The organism is Burkholderia sp. AU16741, from assembly GCF_002223345.1.
In the GTDB taxonomy this organism is placed as follows: Bacteria; Pseudomonadota; Gammaproteobacteria; order Burkholderiales; family Burkholderiaceae; genus Burkholderia; species Burkholderia sola.
On the sequence record NZ_NKEZ01000005.1, the window covers coordinates 130323 to 153038 of the forward strand.

Below are 22716 nucleotides of genomic sequence, written 5' to 3' on the forward strand. Positions count from 1 at the left end.
CTTCCCTTAAAACTGCGCTGTCACCTGAAAACCAACCGTCACACGTGCAGTCGGAAATCCAGACGGCTTGTAGATCGGTGTGCCGGCAAACAAGTCGTAGCCGTATCCACCAAACCGCGTCGCAACGCTACCCTTCACGCCAATCACCGCACCGGCCAACTGCGTTCCGACCAACACAACCGGCTGCGGTCCCCACACACGGCCGTAATCCAGTCCGGCATAAATCGCTTGTCCGGTCTGCCCGATAGGCATTTGCAGTTCGTTGCGCCAATAGAGGCCACGCGCCGCCGCCAACATCGTTTCACCATCGAACCCGCGCACCGTGTAGCGGCTACCAATGGTCAGGTCATCGATGTAATACAGCGTGTTACCCGTGTACTGACCGTGAACGCTCGTCACATAACTGAACGGCTGCTTTCCAATCGCGAAAGGCACCGAAAGATTCGCGTCCAAGACCGCCATTCGGTAGCGGTAGGTCGGGCCACCGCTCGCCGCGAGGATGTCCTCCCGTGCGCCGAGACCGCCGACCCCTTGACGATAGGCCAGCGTGCCGTCGAACTGCGCCCCATCGAAGTAGTGACGATCGGTCAGGCCGAATTCGATAACCGTGTTGTTGCGACGCTGCTGCGTGATTTCCGTGTCTTCGATGAAGCTTTCGCCAAAACGACGCGACAGACGGACGTACCCGCCGAACACATCGTTCTGACTGCGCAACAGCACGCGCGCCAGTTTGAAATCAAGCGTCTTCGAATTGCCGCTCGCAACAAAAGTCTGATTCACGCCGGCAATCTGTTGATAGTACGTGTTCGTGTACGCCGCGATCGTTGCGGTCCAGTAGCCCCACGGCATCGAGTAGAAGCCGTTCCAGCCGTGTGATCCAAGGCGCTTGTCGCCGAATTCGAGGTCTTGACTCACGCCGACGTTAAACACGTCATTCAAGCCAAGCGGGTTGTCGATGCCAATCGACAGATTGCCCTGGAGTCTGCCCGTCGCGCGCGTTCCCGAATTGTCGATCGACGCTACGACGGTCCAGGGCTTGCCGCGCTTCACATCGAGCACCACGTCGCTCTCGCCGGGCATATCGCCAGGTGCGATCCGCATCGACACATCCTGGCTTGATACGCGCTTCATCTGCTCAAGCCCTTGTTCGATGTCGCGCAGGTTCAACACGTCGCCGTCGCGCGTCGGGAAGGCGGTCTTCCACGTTCCGCGCAACTTCTCGTCCTCGATACGCACGTGGCGGATCACGCCCGGAATCACGGCTAGCTTCAATGTGCCGGTGGACAAATCCTGCTCGGGCACAAGTACGCGGGTCGTGATGTAGCCGCGCGCGAGGATGGTCTGCGACAGCCCCTTAACGATCAAGTCGACGCCTTGCTTGCCGACGCATTGGCCAGCGTAGTGCGCGAGCCAGTCGCGGGCAAAGGCGAAGCGATCCATCGGCAAGGCTGATGCGCCTTGCGCCTTTGACGCGGCCGGTAACGACTCGGGCACGTCGAGCGCGAAACGATCAATTCGAAAGCACGGTGTTTCGGTCGGCAGTACCGGATAGGCTTCCGGGCGCGGCACGTCCGAACGCACGCCCGGCGCTTGCACGGTGACGTCACGCTGCTGGGCGTCACGGCGCTGTTGCACCTGCTGATTCTGCTCGGCGTTCGCGCGGGCGGCGGCGGCCTGGTCATTCGGAGTGGGGGCCTGTTGTGCCTGCGCAGAGAGCGTAACCAACGCGGACAATGGCAAGATCGACAACCGCTTAACAGTCATGACTGATGCCAATTTGCCCAATCTTTTAAGTACGCCCTCGACACATCCCCAAATTGCACTTCCATACGCGACAGAAGTGCACCATCTCGGTGTGCTTGGGCGTATAGAGCCTCCAATAGACCCGTTGCAACGAAGGTCTTCAGATCGACGTTCTCTGCCGTCATGCCGCGTTCGATAGTCTCGAAGATATATGTCCGGTCTTCGGGCGAATATTCATCGAATCTTGCTGCGACACTCTTTCCTAACTTTCCGAAGAGGAGCGTAGTCGGGATGTCTACCCCCCAATCCTCGATAGCTTCATCTCTAGCCAGCCGAAGAGATTCGATTTTCGTCAAATCGGCAACAAAATCTTTCCATGTATTCATCGCTTTCCTTTCAATGCATTCTGGAGGTCTCTCAGTACGTTCTGTGCTGCCGAACGATCGCTGAATGAGGCATTAGGATTTGAATCTATCCACTTTTGCAGGGCCGTTGAGTAATCTTGTGCTTTCTGAGTGTGGAAAACACCACCGACTGGACTGCCAGTCTCGGTTTCGTAGCGGACTGCATCAGCAGTACTCCCTGTACCAATCTTAGCCCCATCACGATAGAGATCATCCATCAGTCCACCGAGCTTCGCGTCCGTCACCACTGGTTTCGACATGCCCGCAGCAAGATCGTCGGCAAGCTTCGGAGCGGTCGCAATATTGGCTGTGCCGTTCGAAGTTATGCTGCTATTACCCGGCGAAAGTTGTGTATTCGCGCCCGAACTCCCCGCAGTGGCCGTTCCCGGAGAGGGCGATGCGCTCGCCCCATTTCCATACGGTTGGGTTCGTGCCGCATTGCCAGCCGCGTTCAAGTCACCACTTGCAGTTTTGAGCGCACCGTTTCCAACCGTGGCGACATCCGCTGATGTTGTTGCCACATCAGTTCCGACTGCCGCCTTTCCGCCGAGACCCAGCGTCGCCAAGATAGGCGTCAGGAACTCCGCGTCAGGCCCGACCGATGTTCCAGACTTGTACGGTTTCTTCAATCCATCGAGAGAAACGTATCCCGGATCGCCGGGCGACGCGAATGGCCCGCCGTTCGGAAGATTAACGATCACGCCCGCGACGTTGACCACTCCGTTCCAGACACCGGCCTTGGCATCCGAAGCCATCGCGGCGGTCCGGTTGAGCAGCCCCTGAAGTCCTGCGATTGTCGCTCGGTCGTCCGTTTTTTGGGGGTCGTTGCCTGCATTGTAAAGCTCGACGTTCGATGCCATCGCCGCGCCCGCACTGCCACCCACCAGTGCGCCACCGACCGTTGCCGCAACGTTCGCAGCGATGTTGCCGACCAGCGACGAGCCGGTCGTATCGCCCACCGATTTGCTGATCTTCTCTGCCTGTCCGGCCAGCAGTGACGACGTGCCGGCTCCCGCTGCGCCGCCGATCGCCGTGAGCGCGCTGCCGCCGCCGAGTCCGCCGATCAGTGCGCCGCCGGCTGCTTGCAAGCCCGCACGCGACGCACCTCCCTCATCCCAGCTCTTCGCCTGGTCAATGTACGACTGCATCGCAATCAGGTCGCCGCGCTCGTAGGCGGCCTTAGCCGCATCGATCGCATCCTTGCGTTTGCCGTCAGCGTACAGGCCGATCCCCTGCGAAATCGTCTGCCCGGCCGCCTGCGCCGCATTCATCGTATCGGCCTGCTGCGACAGCGTTTTCTGAACGTCGGGCGTCTTCGAAACGGTCCCGTTCAGATTCGTCGTATCGCGGTTCAGGTTCGCAACGTCCTGCGTCTGCTCGCCCGGCTTCGTGATATTGATCGTGCCGGCGCTCACCGCGCTCTTCGTCGTCGCGCTCTGGTCCCCGCTGTCGTTCTGGAACACCATCGGCGTGACGCCGCCCGAGCCCGATACCGACGACGGACCAACTGCCTTGTTGCTCGGTCCGACCGATGCACCCGCGCTAAAGCCCGCGCTGTTCGCGCTGTAGTGCGAGTGGTTCTCGATGTCGCTCGTCGTGAGCGTGCCAGTCATCAGGCTGTTCTTCGACGCGTCGGCCGTGCTGGCGATATATGCGCCCTTCAGGTCGGTGTTGCCTTTCACGGTCACATCGAAACCGCCTGCGCCCGCCTGGATGCCGGCCTGCTCAGTCACACCCGCATAATTGCCGTCCGCGTGGCCGTTCTGCGCACTGAAACTCCCGCCGACGCCGCCCGCCTGACTGATCGTGAAGCCGCCACCCGCGCTCGACTGATGCGCGGCGCTCACGGTCGTATCCTGAACGCTCGCCACGTTCAGGTTGCCGCCCACGTCGGCCACCACCTTGTTCGCGTTCACGTTCGCGCCGATCACGTTCGTGTCGCCGCCGCTCACGATGGTCGCGGTCTGGCTCGCGTTAATATGCGTGTTGTTCTGGATCGCCGCATCCGAATTGCCGTCTCCATGCGCGCGCTGCATCGACGCGGACACGCCGATGCCGTTCGTGCCGATCGACACGCCGACGCTCGACCCCGACGACGAGTTCGAGCTTTGCGTCTTGTCCGTATCGGTCGTGTTGACGAGATTGACCTGGTTGTTCGCGACCAACGCCACGTTGGCCGCGTTCACGTTCGAGCCCGCGATCGTGATGTTGCCGTCCTTCGGCGTGCCGTTGCCGGGTGTGCCCGTTGCAATCAGCGTCGCGGTGCCGCCCGCATTGATGCTGGAACCCCGCTGAATCGTCTGGTCTTCCGACGACTGCATCGAACTATGGCTCGAACCGACGCTGACCTGCACGCCGATGCTCGGAGCCTGCGGCCCCTTCGCGCCGTCCAGCAGAGCCTTGGCCCCCATACCGCCGAATGCCACGTCGCCGGCCGCCGCGATGCTGTGCAGCGCTGACGCGCGGCCGTTGCTGTCCTTCGCCGATTCGCGCGCGGCCTGCGTCTCGCTGATCGCGTTGTTGATTGCATCGCCCACCGAGCCCGACAAACCGACCGTCAGCCCGCTCTTGCTCGTCTGCTGCTGTTGCGCTTGATGCGTGGTGTCGGTGGCCGAATCGATCACGATGTTCGCGGCCGTCCCGGTCAAGTCCTTGCCCGCAACCAGATCGCTGCCTTTCACGTGCAGCGTATTGCCCGCGTTGACCGTCAGATTGCCGTCCACCGAACCCACCGTGCTGGCATTGTTCGTCACGCTGGACGATTGATTCTGCTGCGCGAGCTTGCTGTTGCCGACCGAGAAAGACAGTCCGCCGCCCGACATCAGGCCCGAGTGCTGTTCCTGATAGGTGGTCGACGACTGGCTGGTGTCCTGCGACGTCGTGATGTTCACGTCGTGCGCCGCATTGAGCGTGACATCATGCGTGCCGACGACCGTACTACCTTGTACGTTGATGTCCTTGCCGCTACCGATCGACACGCCGTCCGCAGAAATCAGGCTGCCGTTCGCCACCGTGCTGGTCGCGTCCTGGCTGCTGGCAATTTTCGTGCCGCTCACGACGCCGCTGCGGCTATGCGTCTCCCGTGAGTTGTACACATGTGTTTCAATCGCGGCCCCAATGTTCACGTCGCCGGCCGCCAACAAGTTCACATCGCCTTTCTTCAGGTCGATCGTGCTGCCGATGACATTGATGTCCTTGCCCGCCACCACATTCAACGTATCGCCCCCCTTTACGGTCGTGCCCGTCAACGCCTGGTCCGACGCATGCCGGGTTTCCGCATAGCTGCGATTCCCTTGGTCGCCCGAGCTATTGGCGTTGATGGTCGACGTGGTGCTCGCAGCGCCAAAGGTCACATCACCTTTGGCCGCGACCGTGCCGCCTTGACCGAAGTTGAGTTGCGCACCCTGTGCCGTCAGGTCACCGCCCACACCGATGGCCGACTTACCGCCCACGTTCACGGTGCTGCCGGTCGCGCTGTTGAGATCCGTATCCGACACGCCGTTCGCACGCTGCACGATCTTGTGCTCGCCCGTCTGCACCGCACCGAGATCCCAGTTACCGCCGACATTCATGCCGAAATTGCCGCCGACCGTCAGGCTGCCCGCATTCTGCTGGAAGTTCCCGCCGGTCTTGATCGACGCATCGCCGAGCACATCGAGTTGCGCGGTCGGCCCGAGCGTCATCTTGACGCTCGTCGCACCGTCACGACTGACCTGGGTGCTGGTGTTCGTCGCCGTGTTCAGAATCAAATCGCCACCGGCATTCAGATTCAGGCTACCGGCCTTCACCTTGGCCGAGGTCAAATCGACCTGACCGTCCGTCGTCAGCGACATCAGCCCGCCGCTTTGCAGTGCGCCGAACGCGTTGTCGATCTGCTTGCCCTGGATCGACAACGTATTGTCGGCCTTTACCGTGCCGCTGTTCGTGAAGTTCTGCGCATCCTTCAGATCGATGTCGGTGGCGGTGATCAGCGGACCATTGACGTTCTGCTGGTTCGCCTGTGCCAGATACACAACCGGCACGAGCACCGACTGGCCGTCGACCACGCGCGTTTCCATCATGATCACGTTGCCGGTCAGCTTCGATACCTGATCGGCGGACAGGCTCGCGCCCACCGGCAGATCGAGCGATTTCGCCAGATCCGCGCCAGCGCCCAGCAACGACTGATACATCGCCTGCAAATCGGTGTACGGGCCGAGCACGGCCTTGCCCGTGAGCGCCGTCACCTCGTTTCTGACGAGCTGCTGTTCGTAGAACCCGTCGCCGAGGCGCTTGGGGACGTGCGTCAGATCGACGCCGATCTGATTGAAAAAGTAGTCGCTCGACAGGAACGTCTTCTGATTCGTGAACGCCGGGTTCGTCTCGATCACATAGCTCGCGTTCGGCGACTGGATCGGCCTGTACAAGCCGCCTTGCGGAATCGCGAGATTGTCCAGTACTCTTTGCGCCGTCGCGCCGGCAATGATTGGGCTGACGGGCTGAACGGGCTTGCTCGTCACGGTCCCGCCTTTCGCGCCGGTGCCGGAAACCTGCCCGGTTACCATACCGCCCGACGTTTTCGACACCGCGGCATTACCGTTCAGGCTTCCAAACGTCAGGCCCGGCACTTCCTGGCCGGGAAGCAATCCGAGCGACGGAATCGATGCATTGCCCGCCGTGTTGTTGATGCTGACGCCCGTGCCCGAGATCGTGCCGTTCGAACCCAACGTCGAGTCGTAACCGGCAATCGCATACTTCTTGACATCGGCCGGCGCCGCCTGCGCGTAACCGCCGGGGTGACCACCGACGAACGGCATGTCGCCGAACGGCAATGTCCAGTTGTGCTCGCTATTGTCGTAGTTGTTGTAGTGGTAATAGCCCGAATACGTGACGGTCACGGCCGGCGCCTGCTGGCCGGAAGCCGCCCAACCGTCGCCGTCGTAATGCTGCGGCATGTCGACGTTGCCCACGGCCGTGATGTGGCTCCAGTAGTTCTGGAGGTTCCCGACCGTCGTCGCATCGATCTTGCCGCCCGACACGATCTGACCGGCAGCACTCAACGCCGTAACCGTGCTCGCGACTGCCGTGCCGGTATAAGTCGTGTATTGATAGCCGCTGTTCCATTGCCCGCCGTTGGGCGGAACGGTAAATACACCGCCCGGCTGGGTCTGCAGCTTCGCGATGATGGGCGCCGGATCGTAATCCGGATAGTTCGGATCGCGCGAGAGGTTGATCCAATGAACATCCTGACCACTACAAGCGGCCATGTAGTACGCAATGCAGCCCGACATGCTGATGCCCAGTTGCTCCAGCACCGCGGGGTCGACGCTCGTGGTCCCGTTCGATGTCTGCATCTGACGACGCGTGTTCGTGACGCGGTCCGCATGCAGTTCCATGTCGCCACCGGACTGGATCAACGCCGACGCATTGTTGACCAGCGCCGCATTCGTGTAATTGCCGCTCGCGTCCTTGCTACCCGCCAACACGACCTTACCCATGCCGAACATGGCCGTCGTCGCCATCGTGTCGGCGGACGACGTATCGTCCCGGTTCTCGATGTCATGCGCGAGTATCTCGAGCGTACCGTTGGCATCCGATCCGCCGATTAGCGCAGTCGCCCCGACGTTCGAAATCGTACCGGTCCCATTGAGTGACGCACTCGCGCCGACGAGCGCGCCCGTGTTGTACAAATTGGCCGATTGCGTTCGCAACAGCCCACCTGCCGTCAGCGCGCCCACGTTCACGATGTTGCCTGCATTGACGCTCAGGTTGTTCACCGACTGCAGGTTCGCATTGTTCGTGAAGGTGCCTGGCAGCGTGAACGTGAGATCGTGACCGACGTTGAACTGCGTGTCGGACGTCGACACGTAGTCACCCTGCAGATTCACGTTCACGTCGCGCGCCGCGCTGTACGCCCCGCCGCCCAGCAACGTGGCAACCGACATCGTCAGATTGCGCGTAGAACTGACTCGGCCATTCGTGTTCGTGATCGCGCCGCCTGTCGCCACGTTCACGTCGCCATTCGTATTCGCGACGTTACCGATCGCGCCGCCGCTGTTGTCGACGGTATTGGCGTTCACGTGCAGGGAGCCGCCGCTGAGCTGACCGCCTTGCGTGTTACTGATCGATGCCGCGCCGATGGTGACATCGCCGTTGCCGGTGATCGCGCCCATACCTGACACGTTGCCGGCATGGCTATTCGCTATCCAGGCCCCACCCTGGACGTTCAACCGGCCCGTGCCGAGATCGACGACGGCACCGTCCGTATTGTCGAGCGACGCCGCTCGAAGATCGAGCGTACTCGCGTCGCCGGTTGTCGACTGGCCCGCCTGGACATGACCGCCGCGGTTGGATATTGCGCCGCCGGCCGAGAACGATAGTGAAGCATTCGAGCGCAGCAGGCCCTGCGTATTGTTCACGTCGCCGCCGATCGCCGCGTTCATACCGCGTTGCGTGGCGAGAATCCCGTTCGCGTTGTTCCAGTTGCCCGCGCTGACGACGGCCTGCCCCTTGGTCACGATGGTGCCCGAAGCATTGTTCAGCGCGCCGGCTCCATTGCCCGGCGCGATCGTCAGCGTACCCGTACCGGCATGCGTGATCGTTCCGCCCGCATTGTTCAGCTCGGCCGGCCTGAGCGTGAGGTCCGTACTGTTGGTCTGGATCACGCCGGCCGACGAGTTGTCGAGCGTGCCGGTGACGTCGACAGCCATCGCCGACGTTCCGTATTGGGTGATCGTGCCACCACGGTTTGTCAGGTTCGTCGCGGTTAGCGCGAGCTGGTTTGCTTCAAGTCTGCCCTGACTGTTATCGAGCAGATTGCCGGCTTTCACAACGAGATTCGGTGCAACGATCGACCCTTGCTTGTTCGTCATCGCGCCGGTCTGGATCGTCGCATTCGCACTCGCGCCGATTTGTCCGCCGTCGTTGATCAACATACCGGCGGTCACGCCCAGGTCCGTACTCGACAGCAATTTGCCGTTCGCGTTGTTAAGCGTTCCGCCGACCTCGGCACCCAGCCCGGTCTGTGCAGTGATCGAACCCGCCGTGTTGTCGAGCGTTGCGGACCGGACATCGACCCGGCCATTGCCGACGATCTTCCCGCCCGCATTGCTGATCGCGTTCGCTCCGTTGCCGAGCGTCAGCGTGCCGGTTCCGACATGCGTGATCGTGCCGTGATCGTTGATCAGCGTCGCCGGAGACAGCGTAAGGTCGGTACTGCGGGTCTGGATCGCGCCGCCCGCCGAATTGTCGATCGTGTTGCTGACGTCGACGTTCATCGCCGACGAGCCATACTGGGTGATCGTCCCGTTACGGTTCGTCAAATTCGGCGCGGTCAATGCGAGCTGATTCGCCTCCAGCGTGCCTTGACTGTTGTCGAGCAATTCGCTCGCGGTCACGCTCAGCGTCGACGCGGCGATCGACCCGCCGCTGTTCGACAGCGTTCGGCCCTGGATCGACGCGTTCGTATTCGCGCTGATCCTCCCGTTATCGTTTTTCAGCGTGCCGCCTACGATACCGAGGTCGGCGTTCGACAGCAGCTTGCCTCCGGTATTGTCGAGCGCACTGCCGACGGCTGCCGTCAATCCGGTTTGGCTGCTGATTACCCCGGCCGTGTTGTTCAGCGTCCCCGTTCGAGCTGCGACACGCCCATTGCTGGTAATGGTGCCGCCGACATTCGACACTCGGCCCGTACCGTTATCGATGGTCAACGTACCGTTGCCGGCATGCGTGATCGTGCCGCCATCGTTGACGATAGCCGCCGCCCCGAGCGTGAGGTCGGTACTGTTGGTTTGCAACGTACCGCCGTTCGAATTGTCCAGCGTGCCCGACACGTTCGCGCTCGTCACGCCTGTGCCGGTCTGCGTAATCGTGCCGCCGTGGTTCACGAGGTCGGTCGCATTCAACGACACCTGGTCGGCCTGCACGGTGCCCGCACTATTGTCGAGGGTCGTGCCGGTCAGTGTGGCGGTCTGGCCGGCGATCGAACCGCCGTTATTGGTCAGGCGCGCGCCTGCGTCGACCGCCATCTTCTGTGTGGCCTGCAAAACGCCGTTTGCATTGTCGACCGATTGCCCCGAGACATGCAGGTTTGCATGGGATGTGATCCTGCCGTGATTCGCGACATTGCCGCCTTGCACGGTGACGTCTCCATTGCCGCCAATGATGCCGCCCTGTGCGCCGTTCGCGGTCGTGCCTGCCGCATTGGTCAACTCACCGCCGGTCGTCACTGTCAGGCCGTCGCCGTTGAGCGATGTGATCCGGCCCGCCGTGTTGTCCAGCGACGCGCCTGCTACTGTCATGCCGGCGGCGCTCTGGATCGTCCCTCGGTTGTTCGCGATTGCTCCGCCACGCAGGTCAGCCGTGCTTTCGGATACGAGTTCACCCGACTGGTTGGCGATCTGGCCGGCGACGTTGACCGACAGCGGCCCCTGCGACGACACCTTGCCGCCCTGGTTCGACAGGTTGCCGCCGGTCAGCGTCGTGCTGTTGCCGCTCGACAGGCTGCCGTGATCGTTGATCACGGTGCCCGATGCGTTCGCCTGAATGGCGCCTTGCGCGCTCGTCGTCGCGTTCGACAGGTTCACGTCGCCGGCCGTCGCGTTCAGCGACAAATTGCCGTTTGCAGCCGTCTGGCCGCCGGCGAGATTCACATTAGCGCCCGTCAGCGAGGCATTGCCGCCCGCGACGTTCTGGCCGGTCGCGCTCAGTTGGCCCGACGCACTCAGGTTCAGGTCGCCGCTGTGCGCGACGGAGCCGTCGTTGTTCACACCCGCACCGAGCGTGCCGGTCGAGTTGACACTGCCGGCGTTGACCGTCGTACTCTGCTGCGCCGCGAGCGTCCCGCTGTTCGTCAGATCGGCCGCAGTGTTCGCCGACAACGATTGCTGCGCATACGTGGTGCCGCTATTCTGGATGCCGCCCGACGCCGACATCGCGAGGTTGCCGCTTGCCGTGGTCTTGCCCGCGAGCACGAGCCGGCCGTCCGATTGCAACGTCAGATCGCCTGCCTGCGCCGCGATCGTCCCTGCGTTCGCGACACCCACGCCTGCGGAGTTGCCAACCAGAAACACCCTGTTGGCATACATGCCGCCCAACTGAGCTACGTCGATTGCGACAGCAGGAGCAGGGCCGTCACCGGCGATCTGCGTCGCGGCAAGCGTGTCGTGATTAATCTGGTTCGTACCGGCGATTACGTTGAGATTCTTCGCATAAATCGCGGCATTAGCCTGTACAGCACGGGCGATGATGTCGGTCTGATCAACATTCGAGGTATCGAGGCCCGCCCCTTGCACAGTTACAAGGCCGCGATTAACATTGAAGCCCGACAACGACCCGTCCGCGCCAAACTGCGGCACGCCGGTTGTCAAGACCGCGCGCGAGGTATTGATGAACCCGCCGCCGTCCACGACGATACCGGCAGGGTTGGCCAGCACGACCTCCGCCCGGCTGCCCGCGATCTCCACATATCCCTTGATCTGACTCGCCGCGGTGCTGTTGACCTGGTTGACGATGATGCGCGCCGCCTGCCCCGCACTCAGGTTCGGGTTGCCGTTGATATAGCCGGCCTGCTGCGTGTTGACGATCGTCGACGCGTTGTTCAGGATCGCGCCATTCTTCTGAACGTCGAACTGGTTATAGGTGTTCAACGACACGCCGGCAGCGCTCGGCGTGTTGATGTTGACTTGCGGCAGGCCATTGGGCGTCTGCACCACCGCGGGCGCGTGAGGCCCGCCGCCGACGATCTGCGCATTCGCCCAGATCGGATTCGCGCCGGCTGCGACCAGCGCGCCGAACACAGTAACCCGTAACGCGAACATCGCTGCCGGATGCTCACCGCCGCGCTTGGCGACGCGGCGAGTTTCGCCCGTATTTGTTTTCCCCGTCCTGCTAGCCGTTTCTTCAACGGCGACCAACATACCCCGCACGCGGCTGAATACCAGCCGATATTGGTTCTTGTTCATGATTTTGGTCTACTCGCGATTTTTTGGTTTCGATCCGCTCTCACGGCATCGAACATCGCTGGAATCTAATTGAAACGTAGAAAGTCAGCGTCAAAGAACGTCAATCGTTGCCCGGTTGAAACAGTTCGTTCGCGCCGAAGCTCCAACACGGGCGCTCGCCCCTCTCCCCCGACCGTGGCAAGTTACATATTGCGTCGTCCGCAACTATGGGCGCCATTGTAATGGCAATCCGCGCGAATATTACCTCACCCATCACCTCAAAAATCCCTGACAGAATTGCGAGGGCGAATTGGCGCACAAACGATAATCAACTTTCTTTCAACCACATATCACCTTCCTGAGCCCGGCCAGCTATGGCCGCTCCGTCGATGCATTTCCGCGCCGGCGCACTTCGCTTAAAGGCCAGTTCAAAAAGACCGCTCCGTTCGGCTGAAGATATTCCGGCAGACGAGCGCGCAGGCCAGTTTTAAGAATGCCTCGTGAATGTCGGAGCGGCGTTCAAAGCGAGTACGAAGGCGACGGAAACCATGGAGCCACGAATGAGTTCGTTCGACGACCCAACGGAATTTCCCGAGACCGCTGCCGTGTTCGGTCCGACGCCTAGCGATAACCGGTCGGATGCCGCGCTCGCGAAGTCGGCGCAGCTCCGAGGGCGACAGCCCGCCGTATTTCGTCCGCCAGTTGTAGAACGTCGCATCGCTGATCCCCATCTTGCGGCAGACCTCCGCGACAGGCGTGCCCAACTCGGCCTGCTTCAATGCGTATGCGATCTGCTCTTCGGTGAACCTGCTCTTCTTCACGGCATGACCTCCTGGTCTTGATGACAACGTCATGCCGGAATTTTCCACTTTCAAATGGGACAGTTTTGTGGGCTAGGGTCACTTCAGCCCGCGCGCCGCGACTACGCCACCACCGCTCCGCGCAGCGCCTCAACCCCCACCTTCCCCCGCCAGTTCTCCCCACCCTCCAGCGCCGGCGTCGACTCGAACACCTCCGCGATCCAGTCGGCGAACACGCGCACCTTCTGCGACAGATGCCGATTGTGCGGATACACGATCGAGATAGGCTTCGGCTTCGGATTGCTATCCGGCAGCACCTCGACCAGCGAGCCGTCGAGCAGGTGCGGCAGCACCATGAACAGCGTCGGCTGGATCATCCCGAAGCCTTCGAGCCCGCACGTCACGTACGCATCCGAATCGTTGACCGTGACGCTGCCGTTCATCCGCACCTCGAACGGCTTGCCGTCGATCATGAACACCCACGGAATCGCCCGCGCGCCGTGGCTCGCGCGGAAATTCACCGCATGATGCTCGACGAGATCGGCAATCTCGTTCGGCTCGCCGTGACGGGCGAGGTAGTCGGGCGACGCGCACGTCACGCGCTTGAGCATCCCGATGCGCCGCGCGACCATCGACGAATCCTCGAGCGGGCCGACCCGGATCATGCAATCGATGCCCTCCTCGACCGGATCGACGTAGCGGTCGGACAGCCCCAGCTCGAGCGTGATGTCCGGATAGCGCTGCCGGAAGATCGACAGCGACGGCAGCACGACGCGCCGCCCGAGCGAACTCGGCATGTGGACGCGCAGCACGCCGCTCGGCTTGCGGTTGCCGGCCTGGAAACTGGCGTCGGCCTCGGCGATCTCCGCGATGATCTTCATGCAATGCTCGTAGTACGCGGCGCCCTCCGGCGTCAGCGACAGCCGGCGCGTCGTCCGGTGCATCAGGCGCACGCCGAGCAGCGCCTCGAGATTCTGGATGATGGTCGTCACCGACGCGCGCGGCATCGCGAGCGTGTCGGCCGCCCGCGTGAAGCTGTTCGCGTCGACCACGCGGGTAAAAACTTCCATTGCCTGGATTCGGTCCATGCTGCTTCCCTCTTTCGAATCGCCAACGGAACAGAATAGAGCGCGCGGTAGGCGCGGCACAAGCCCCCGCCTATTGTTGTCCGATCCTGAATAGTTTCGGCGCTTCGGACTGGAAACCGACCGGTTTCCGTTCAGTTCCGGGCAGCGCCCGCGCCGGCCCCGCCCATCCGTCGTCCGTCACCGCACGAACCGCTCGCGATATCCCTGCGGCGACACGCCGAGCACGCGCACGAAACTGCGTCGCAGCGTCTCCTCGGAACCGAAGCCGCAACGCCCGGCGATCCGCTTGACGGGCCACGCCGTTTCGCCGAGCAGGCGTTGCGCGGCCTCGACCCGGATCTGCTCGACCGCGCGCGCCGGCGTGCGGCCGGTCTCCGCACGATAGTGGCGCACGAAGCTGCGCTCGCTCATGCTTACGCGCTCGGCGAGCGCGGGCACCGACAGGTCGGCCGTCAGGTGCTCGGCCATCCACGCGTGCAGTTCGCCGAACCGGTCGGCGGTGCGCTGCATCGACAGCATCGTGCTGAACTGCGCCTGCCCGCCCGGACGCTTCAGGAACACGACGAGTTCGCGCGCGACGTCGAGCGCGGTCGCCCGCCCGAGATCCTCCTCGACCAGCGCGAGCGCGAGATCGATGCCGGCCGTCACGCCGGCCGACGTCCACAACGCGCCTTCGCGGATGAAGATCGGGTCCGGCTCGACGCGCACGTTCGGGTAACGCGCCGCGAATTCGTCGCAGCGCGCCCAGTGCGTGACCGCGCGCCGCCCGTCGAGCAGGCCGGCCTCGGCGAGCAGGAACGCGCCGGTGCAGACCGACGCCACGCGCCGCGCGCGAGCGGCCTGCTGCCGCACCCAGCGCACCACCCGCGCATCCTTCGACGCCGCATGCACGCCCTTGCCGCCGGCGACGATCAGCGTATCGGGACGGCGCGCAGCCGCGCGCAGCGACTCGGCCATCACGACGAGGCCGGACGACGTCTCGACGGGCCCGGCTTCGACGGCCACGACACGCGGCGCATACGGCGCCGGCTGCCCGCGCTCCAGCGCGAGCTCGTTCACGGACGCGAACACCTGCAGCGGCCCGGTCACATCGAGCAGCTGCGCACGGGGAAACGCGAGGACCAGGATCGAACGCGGGGCGGCGGCAGGCACGGCGATTGGCTGAAAACGTGGGTGATATGGCAATTTCGCCAAACACTACGCGCCTAGAATCGATCTGTCCATCCCGTGCCGAACGGCACGCGTTCCCTTCCCGACGGAGTCTTCGCATGACCCTGCATATCGGCCTTCTCGTCTTTCCGGGCGTCCAGCAACTCGACCTCACCGGCCCGCACGACGTGCTCGCGTCGTTGCCCGATGCGGCCGTCCATCTGGTGTGGAAGTCGCGCGACGCAGTCGCGTCGAGCAGCGGCCTCGCGCTCGCGCCCACCTGCACGTTCGACGACTGCCCGCCGCTCGACGTGATCTGCATCCCGGGCGGGATCGGCATCAACGAGCTGCTGCTCGATGCCGACACGATCGCGTTCGTGCAGCAGCGCGCGGCCGCCGCGCGCTACGTGACGTCGGTCTGCACGGGCGCATTGCTGCTCGGCGTGGCCGGCCTGCTGCGCGGACGGCGCGCGACGACGCACTGGCGGTTCCACTCGCTGCTCGAACCGCTGGGCGCGATACCGGTGCGCGAGCGCGTCGTGCGCGACGGCAACCTGGTCACGGGCGGCGGCGTGACGGCCGGCATCGACTTCGCGCTGACGATCGCCGCGGAGCTGGTCGGCGACGAAGAAGCGCAGGCGATCCAGCTGCAGCTCGAATATGCGCCCGCGCCGCCATTCGACGCCGGCTCGCCCGACACCGCGCCGGCGGCGGTCGTGACGCGCGTCACCGAACGGACGGCAGCCGGCTTCGCGAAGCGCAAGCAGATCGTCGAGCAGGCGCTGCGCGCGACGGCGCGCTGAATACGGATGTCGGAAAAATCACGGGAAAGCGGCACACACGCGTGCCGGAGAACACATCGATGAAGATCGTCCGGAGTGCCGCATTCACGGCGGATCGCGCGTGGGATGCGCTCGACATCGCGAACCTGAACGGCATCACGGTCCGGCTGCACTGGGCCGACCAGCCGTATCGCTGGCACGTGAACGACGGCGAGGAGGTGTTCGCGGTGCTCGATGGCCGCGTCGAGATGCGCTACCGCGACGCAGGCGTCGAGCATGCGACGGTGCTCGAGACGGGCGACGTCTTCCATGCGACGGTCGGCACCGAGCACGTCGCACATCCGCTCGGCGCCGCGCGCATCCTCGTGATCGAGACCGCAGGCAGCGTCTGACGGCGGACATCGGCGTCTCGAGGCCGCGCGAGCGCCACCGCCTGCGCGCGGCGGGGCTCAGCCCGAGATCGTCCCCGTCGCCTGCGACGGGATCAGTTTCGGCTGCGGCGTGCAGTGGCACTGGCACAGGTCGTGTTCGAGCGCGACGACCTTGCCCATCACGGTCGTCGTGCGCTCGCCGCCGTCCGACACGATCACGCCCGGCGACTTGCACGCCGCACAGAACACGGATCCGGCGCCACGCGCGCTCAGCCGCCGCGATGCGCCGAACCCGACTGCGTACGACTACCCGATCCACCGTTCCGTCGAGGCCGTGCGTCGGCACGAGTGCGCGAAGCCACCAACGCAACAGGGACGTATACGGTTCGGCATCACCTTGCATCGATAACGTCCGATGCTTTAACGAAAAAATTCGCCTATATTTTCGTACAATTACTAAATACAAATCCCCAAAAAAGGTTTAATGGCATACTAAATCAAATCGCCAATTCAACGCCTTAACGCCCGGGAACCCATCATTCTCCGACCGTTCGCACACCCGATAAATACGCGATTCCATAATAATCATTCGTTAAAACGGGTCGTTAAAATTCGGTAATCCGATAGATAGAATTCAATCAACACTTTCTGTTTATCGATAAAAAATGGACGAACTCCTACCGATGCGACTATTCGTCAAGGTCGCCGAACTTCGCAGTTTCGCGCGCGCAGCCACGGAACTGAACATCTCCAACTCGTCGGCCACCCGGCTCGTGATGAGCATCGAGGATCGGCTCGGCGCACGCCTGCTGAATCGCACCACCCGCAGCCTGTCGCTGACCGATGCGGGCCACCTCTATCTGGCGCAGATCCGCCACGTGATCGACGAAATCGACCGGGTCGAGGAAACGATCGCGTCGATGCATCACGAACCGATCGGCTCGCTGAAAATCGCCGCGCCTGTCATGTTCGGCATGCACGTGCTCGCGCCGGCCATCGACGCGTTCAAGACGCGCCATCCGGCGATCGTGCCGGAAGTGACAATCGTGGACCGTCACGTCGATCTCGTGTCGGAGGGTTTCGACATCGGGCTGCTGCTGTCGCAGCACATCAGCAACAACACCCTCGTGAAGCGCCCGCTCACGCGCATCAACCGGATCGTCTGCGCGGCGCCGCACTATGTCGAGAGGCACGGCGCGCCGGGCCATCCGCACGATCTCGCGTCGCACGCGGGCCTGGCATTCCATGCCGATTTCGCGGGCGAATACCTGTCGTTCGAACACGAACAGACGCGCACCACCGTGCGCCCGAACAAATCCGCATCGTCGAACAACGTGGGGTTGATCCGGAACTGGGCGTTGTCCGGCATGGGCATCGCGGTCCTGCCCGATTTCCTCGTCAAGCCGGATCTCGACGACGGCCGGCTGCTCGCGCTGCTGCCCGGCTATCGGCTCGAGACCCTCGAGATGAATGTCGCGTACCCGAGCCGCCGGCACTTTCCGCGCAAGGCGCGGCTGTTCGTCGATCATCTGATCGAGCATTTCGTCAGTTAAATGAAGGACGCAATCGCGCCCGATTTTCCTCGCCGATTCGCCGCCGCCCGCTCCCCACGCTTGGCCGGGGCGGCACGCCGGCAGGCGTGCCGACGGCCGTCGGCCCGTCGCTGGGACGGAACGGGCACGCCTGTTGCGCCGGCGCATCTCGGTAGTCAACCGCTCTTGGCAGCTCGCTGCGGAGGACTACACTAATCCTTAATGGGGTGTGGCCGGACAACCGCGCCCTCAGGGAGACGCCGCCATGAATCGGCCGCTGAATCGTATCCTCCCGCGCGTGACCGGTCCCGCATCGGTCTGGACGTGGGCCAAGTGGTCTTTGCTCGCCGCGCTGCTGATCGCGGTGGCGATCGTCGCACGGCTCGTGCAGACCGAGATCGAAACATCCCGGCTGCAGGCACGCTACCTGTCCGAGCTCACCCGCGACGTCGGCTACACGGTCGAGGCGGGGCCGAGCGATCACATCCGCTTCCCCGGGAACGGCCCGTACGACCAGCGCTTCGGCTACGCGATGATCCCCGCGTTCCAGCAGCGGTTGCTCGCGCGCGGGTTCGTCGTCAGCGAACAGGCGCGCGATTCGCAACGGATGCTGTCGCTCGGCGAGCGCGGGCTGTTTCTCCCTTACGAAGAGAAAGACCAGACGGGCCTGATGCTGTTCGATTCGACCGGCTCGCCGCTGTTCGCGACCGTGTTCCCGCAGCGCGTCTACGCCGACTTCGACACGGTGCCGCGCGTGATCACCGATTCACTGCTGTTCATCGAGGATCGCTACCTGCTCGATGCGAACCAACCGAACCGCAACCCGGCGATCGACTGGGGGCGCTTCAGCCGCGCGCTGGCCGACCAGGCGCTGCACGTGGTCAACCGCCATCAGGCGCGCCCGGGCGGCAGCACGCTCGCGACGCAGATCGAGAAATTCCGCCATTCGCCCGAGGGCCGCACCGCGACGCCGCCCGAGAAGCTGCGGCAGATCGCGTCCGCGTCGGTGCGCGCGTACCTGAACGGCCCGCAGACGATGCTCGCGCGCCGCACGATCGTGGTGCGCTACCTGAACTCGGTGCCGCTCGCGGCGCGGCCGCACGTCGGAGAAATCACCGGCATCGGCGACGGTCTCGCCGCGTGGTACGGCCGCGACTTCAACGAGGTGAACCGCGTGCTGTCCGCGCCGACGACCGGCGACAACGTCGACCAGCAGGGCAAGATGTTCCGCGAGACGCTGTCGCTGCTGATCGCGCAGCGCGCGCCGTCGTACTTCCTCAACCGCGGCTATCCGGCGCTGCAGAAGCTGACCGACAGCTACCTGCGGTTGCTGTCGAACGGCGGCGTGATATCGCCCGCGCTGCGCGATGCCGCGCTCGCCGCGCAGATCGAACGCAGCGCGCCGCCGGCCGCCGCGCGCGTGCAGTCGTTCGTGTCGCGCAAGGCCGTGACGTCCGCGCGCGCGTCGCTGCTGTCGGCGCTCGGCATCAGCGACCTGTACCAGCTCGACCAGCTCGACCTGCAGGCCACCAGCACGCTCGACAACGGCGTGCAGCAGGCGGTCGCCGAGCGGCTCGCGCGGGCATCGACGCGCGACGGCGCGCAGGCTGCCGGCCTGTACGGTTTCGAGATGCTCGCGCCGAAGGACGATCCGTCGCACCTCACGTACAGCTTCACGCTGTACGAGCACCGCAACGGCGCGAACATGCTGCGCGTGCAGACCGACAGCGTGAACCAGCCGTTCGACGTGAATCGCGGCGGCCGCATCAACCTCGGCTCGACCGCGAAGCTGCGCACGCTGATCACGTACCTGCAGATCGTCACCGATCTGCATGCGCGCTATGCGAACCTGTCGAACGCGGAGCTCGCGCGCGTGAAACCCGATCCGATCGACGGGCTGTCGCGCTGGGCGCTCGACTACCTGTCGCATACGCGCGACCGCTCGCTGCAGGCGATGCTCGATGCGTCCGTCGAACGCAAGTATTCGGCGAGCCCGGACGTGTTCTATACGGGCGGCGGCGCGCAGGTGTTCTCCAACTTCGAGAAGTCGGACAACGGCCGCATCCTGACGCTGCACGCGGCGTTCGAGCACTCGGTCAACCTCGTGTTCGTGCGGCTGATGCGCGACATCGTCCACTACGAAATGCTGCAGGCGGCCGGCCCGTCGTCGTCGTGGCTCAACGATCCCGCGCAGCGCCAGCATTACCTGCAGCAATTCGTCGACGGAGAAAGCCAGGTCTACGTGAAGCGCTACTACACGCGCTATGCGGGCAAGGCGCCCGACGACGCGCTCGCGCTGATGCTGCGCGACGTGCGCAAGTCGCCGCCGAAGCTCGCGACGGTGCTGCGCAGCGTCGCGCCGAACGAATCGCTCGCGTGGTTCGATGCGCAGATGCGCGCGCAACTGAAAGGCACGCCGGCCGCGACGCTGTCCGACGACGATCTCGCCGCGCTCTACGCGAAGTACGCGATCGACCGCTTCAACCTCAACGATCGCGGCTATATCGCGAGCGTCCATCCGCTCGCGCTGTGGACGCTCAACTACCTGCGCGCGCATCCGGCCGCGTCGCTCGCCGAGGTGCAGCGCGACAGCCGCGATGCGCGTTTCTACACGTATTCGTGGCTGTACAAGACCCGCTACCACGCGACGCAGGACCGGCGCATCCGCCGCATGGTCGAACTGCGCGCGTACGCGGAGATCACGAAGTCGTGGCGCGCGCTCGGCTACCCGTTCGCGGAAGTGACGCCGTCCTACGCGGCCGCGATCGGCGCATCGGGCGACCAGCCGGACGCGCTCGCGAAGCTGATCGGCCTGATCGCGAACGGCGGCCAGAAGGCGCCGACCGAGACGATCACGCGGCTCGATTTCGCGAAGGGCACGCCGTACGAAACCCGCTTCGTGCGCGCGGCCGCGCAGCCGCAGCCGATGCTGGCGCCGGAGATCGTCAACGTGGCGCACACGCTGCTGCGCAACGTCGTGCTCCACGGCACCGCGCGCCGCCTCGCGGGCGGGCTCACGCTGCCGGACGGCAAGACGCTCGACGTGTACGGCAAGACCGGGACGGGCGACCAGCGCTTCAACGTCTACGCCCGTGGCGCGCGGCTGATCGAGTCGCGCAAGGTCAACCGCAGCGGCACCTTCGTGTTCGCGATCGGCGACCGGTTCTTCGGCGTGCTGACGGCGACCGCGCACGAACCGTATGCGGCGCGCTACGACTTCACGAGCGCGATGGCTGTGCAGTTGCTGAAGTCGATGGCGCCGGCGCTCGCACCGCTGATCGAACGCCCGGCCGACGCCGGCACGCGCACCGCCGGCCCGGCGCCGCAGGCGGAGACGCCTGCGCCGAACGCGGCGGCCGCGCAACCGTCGTGATCGGGCCGCGCCGCGCAGGCGCCCGCAACGGCGCGCCGCTCAGTGCGAGCGGCCGTCGTAGTGCGTGACGGGCAATGCGTCGAGATCGACGCCCTCGACGCAGCGCACGTTGATCGCGGCCATCGCGGTGCCGTCCGGATGGACGCCTTCGCCGAACGCGTGAATCCCGCAGCGCTTGCAGAAGCGATGCCGGATCACGTGCTTGTTGAACAGGTAGGTCGCGAGATTTTCGTCGGGCGTCAGCAGCTTCATGTGGTCGCGCGGCACGAACCACATCAGCGCGCCCTTGCGCTGGCAGATCGAGCAGTTGCACGCCATCACGCCCTGCAGGTCGCCTTCCGCCTCGAACGTCACGTCCCCGCAATGACAGCTTCCGCGATAAAGCATGGTCGTCTCCCGGTGCAGCCCGTGCGCAGCGCCGGCGCCCGAGCGGGACACCGTTGGCCGGGCCGATCCAAACGCGTACAGTAGCGCTCGCACGTGCCGCACGCAATGTCCGGGCGGCGCCCATCCCTCATCGACCCAGGAGACGATCATGCTCGAACTGCGCCCCGGCTGCGAATGCTGCAACAAGGACCTGCCGCCCGACTCGGCGGAAGCGCGCATCTGTACGTTCGAATGCACGTTCTGCGCGACCTGCGCGGACGACGTGCTGAAGGGCCGCTGCCCGAACTGCGGCGGCGACCTGGTCGCGCGGCCGCGACGGCCGGCGAGCTTGCTCTCGAAATACCCGCCGTCGACGGAACGCATCCACAAGCCGGGCGGCTGCGCGAACGCCTGACGGCACCGCCTCACCCCGCGTCCGTCACGACATCTCGATCCGCGCACGCGTCACCGCGAGCAGCGTCGCCATCGCGCGGCGCGCGCCGCTCTCGTCGCGCACGCGGATCGCGTCGCTGACGGCCGTATGCTCGGCAAGCGACGCGTTGTACACGTCCGCCCGGCGCGCGTTCAGTTGCAGTTGCGCCTCGAGCGTGCGATCGATCAGCGCGCCGAGCGGCACCAGCAACTCGTTGCCGCCGGCCTCCAGCACGCTCAGGTGAAAGTACAGGTCGGCGCGCACCCATTCGTCGACGTTGCGCGCGGCGGCCATCGCGCGCACCGCGTCGTCGATCGCGTCGAATGCTTCGGGCGTATGCGTGCGCGCGGCCAGCGCGGCCGCGTGCGGCTCGATCATCTCGCGCATCTCCTGCAGCTTCAGCGCGAACGCGAGCGGCGGCGCGACGCGCGCATACCAGTCGAGCAGGTCGGCATCGAGCAGGTTCCACGAACGACGCGGCCGCACGCGCGTGCCGACCTTCGGCCGCGATTCGACCAGCCCCTTCGACGTCAGCGTGCGCAGCGCCTCGCGCATCACCGTGCGGCTCACGCCGTACATCTCCATCAGGTCGGGTTCCCTCGGCAGCAACGATTCGGGCGGATAGTCGCCGCGCAGGATCGCCGTCGCGAGCCGGAAGGCCGTTTGTCCATGCAGGTCGCGTTGAATGATCGTTCTCCGTCGGGCGGGGCTGCCCACTATCTGCGCATTAATGCTATTAATACTATTTTTTATTC

The 22716-nt window shown here is 64.3% G+C and carries 13 protein-coding genes and 1 pseudogene; 5 read left to right on the top strand and 9 right to left on the bottom strand.

Translation table 11 applies throughout. From position 1 onward, the window contains the following. Positions 1–6: 6 nt before the first annotated feature. From CFB89_RS13845 to CFB89_RS13865, 6 genes are all read right to left on the bottom strand, one after another. Complete coding sequence (locus CFB89_RS13845) at positions 7–1764, bottom strand: ShlB/FhaC/HecB family hemolysin secretion/activation protein (RefSeq protein ID WP_179233433.1); 1758 nt, start codon at positions 1762–1764, stop codon at positions 7–9. Continuing rightward, positions 1761–2129, bottom strand: a complete 369-nt coding sequence (locus CFB89_RS34220) for a hypothetical protein (RefSeq protein ID WP_144030105.1) — start codon at positions 2127–2129, stop codon at positions 1761–1763. Before CFB89_RS34220 ends, CFB89_RS13845 begins: the two co-directional genes overlap by 4 nt. Beyond that, complete coding sequence (locus CFB89_RS13850) at positions 2126–12088, bottom strand: hemagglutinin repeat-containing protein (RefSeq protein WP_144030106.1); 9963 nt, start codon at positions 12086–12088, stop codon at positions 2126–2128. The genes CFB89_RS34220 and CFB89_RS13850 overlap by 4 nt, the downstream gene beginning before the upstream one ends. Before the next feature lie 407 nt (positions 12089–12495). Then, positions 12496–12921, bottom strand: coding sequence for a transposase (locus CFB89_RS35325; protein WP_256979672.1), 426 nt, complete (start codon positions 12919–12921; stop codon positions 12496–12498). A 68-nt stretch (positions 12922–12989) separates the two neighbouring features. Then, positions 12990–13955 carry a LysR family transcriptional regulator gene (locus CFB89_RS13860; RefSeq protein WP_089468371.1) on the bottom strand — a complete coding sequence of 322 codons (966 nt, stop codon included), beginning with the start codon at positions 13953–13955 and terminating at the stop codon, positions 12990–12992. A gap of 177 nt (positions 13956–14132) precedes the next feature. Beyond that, positions 14133–15107: a GlxA family transcriptional regulator gene (locus tag CFB89_RS13865; protein ID WP_089468372.1), complete on the bottom strand. Its 975-nt coding sequence runs from the start codon at positions 15105–15107 to the stop codon at positions 14133–14135. 116 nt (positions 15108–15223) lie between these two features. On the opposite strand from CFB89_RS13865, the gene CFB89_RS13870 reads away from it, so the two are divergent. Both CFB89_RS13870 and CFB89_RS13875 read left to right on the top strand, forming a co-directional pair. Further along, positions 15224–15907, top strand: a complete 684-nt coding sequence (locus CFB89_RS13870; RefSeq protein WP_089468373.1) for a DJ-1/PfpI family protein — start codon at positions 15224–15226, stop codon at positions 15905–15907. A gap of 59 nt (positions 15908–15966) precedes the next feature. Continuing rightward, positions 15967–16278 (top strand): cupin domain-containing protein, encoded by a 312-nt coding sequence (locus CFB89_RS13875; protein WP_089468790.1) that lies wholly within the window; start codon positions 15967–15969, stop codon positions 16276–16278. A 57-nt stretch (positions 16279–16335) separates the two neighbouring features. Here the strand turns inward: CFB89_RS13875 and CFB89_RS34225 are convergent. Beyond that, a pseudogene (locus CFB89_RS34225) lies at positions 16336–16509 on the bottom strand (PAAR domain-containing protein); the annotation flags it as partial. A gap of 413 nt (positions 16510–16922) precedes the next feature. Between CFB89_RS34225 and CFB89_RS13880 the strand changes: the two are divergent. Both CFB89_RS13880 and CFB89_RS13885 read left to right on the top strand, forming a co-directional pair. After that, a complete protein-coding gene (locus CFB89_RS13880; protein ID WP_089468374.1) occupies positions 16923–17810 on the top strand; it encodes a LysR family transcriptional regulator in 888 nt (295 codons plus the stop codon). A 244-nt stretch (positions 17811–18054) separates the two neighbouring features. Then, positions 18055–21162 carry a transglycosylase domain-containing protein gene (locus tag CFB89_RS13885; RefSeq protein WP_089468375.1) on the top strand — a complete coding sequence of 1036 codons (3108 nt, stop codon included), beginning with the start codon at positions 18055–18057 and terminating at the stop codon, positions 21160–21162. A 39-nt stretch (positions 21163–21201) separates the two neighbouring features. Here the strand turns inward: CFB89_RS13885 and CFB89_RS13890 are convergent, their stop codons facing one another. After that, the gene (locus tag CFB89_RS13890) at positions 21202–21549 is read right to left on the bottom strand and encodes a GFA family protein (RefSeq protein WP_089468376.1); all 348 of its coding nucleotides are present in this window, start codon (positions 21547–21549) and stop codon (positions 21202–21204) included. Between the two features lie 148 nt (positions 21550–21697). On the opposite strand from CFB89_RS13890, the gene CFB89_RS13895 reads away from it, so the two are divergent. Then, complete coding sequence (locus CFB89_RS13895; protein ID WP_089468377.1) at positions 21698–21943, top strand: DUF1272 domain-containing protein; 246 nt, start codon at positions 21698–21700, stop codon at positions 21941–21943. Positions 21944–21967: 24 nt separating this feature from the next. Here CFB89_RS13895 and CFB89_RS13900 read toward each other — a convergent pair whose 3' ends face one another. Continuing rightward, complete coding sequence (locus tag CFB89_RS13900; protein ID WP_089468378.1) at positions 21968–22678, bottom strand: FadR/GntR family transcriptional regulator; 711 nt, start codon at positions 22676–22678, stop codon at positions 21968–21970. Positions 22679–22716 lie beyond the last annotated feature (38 nt).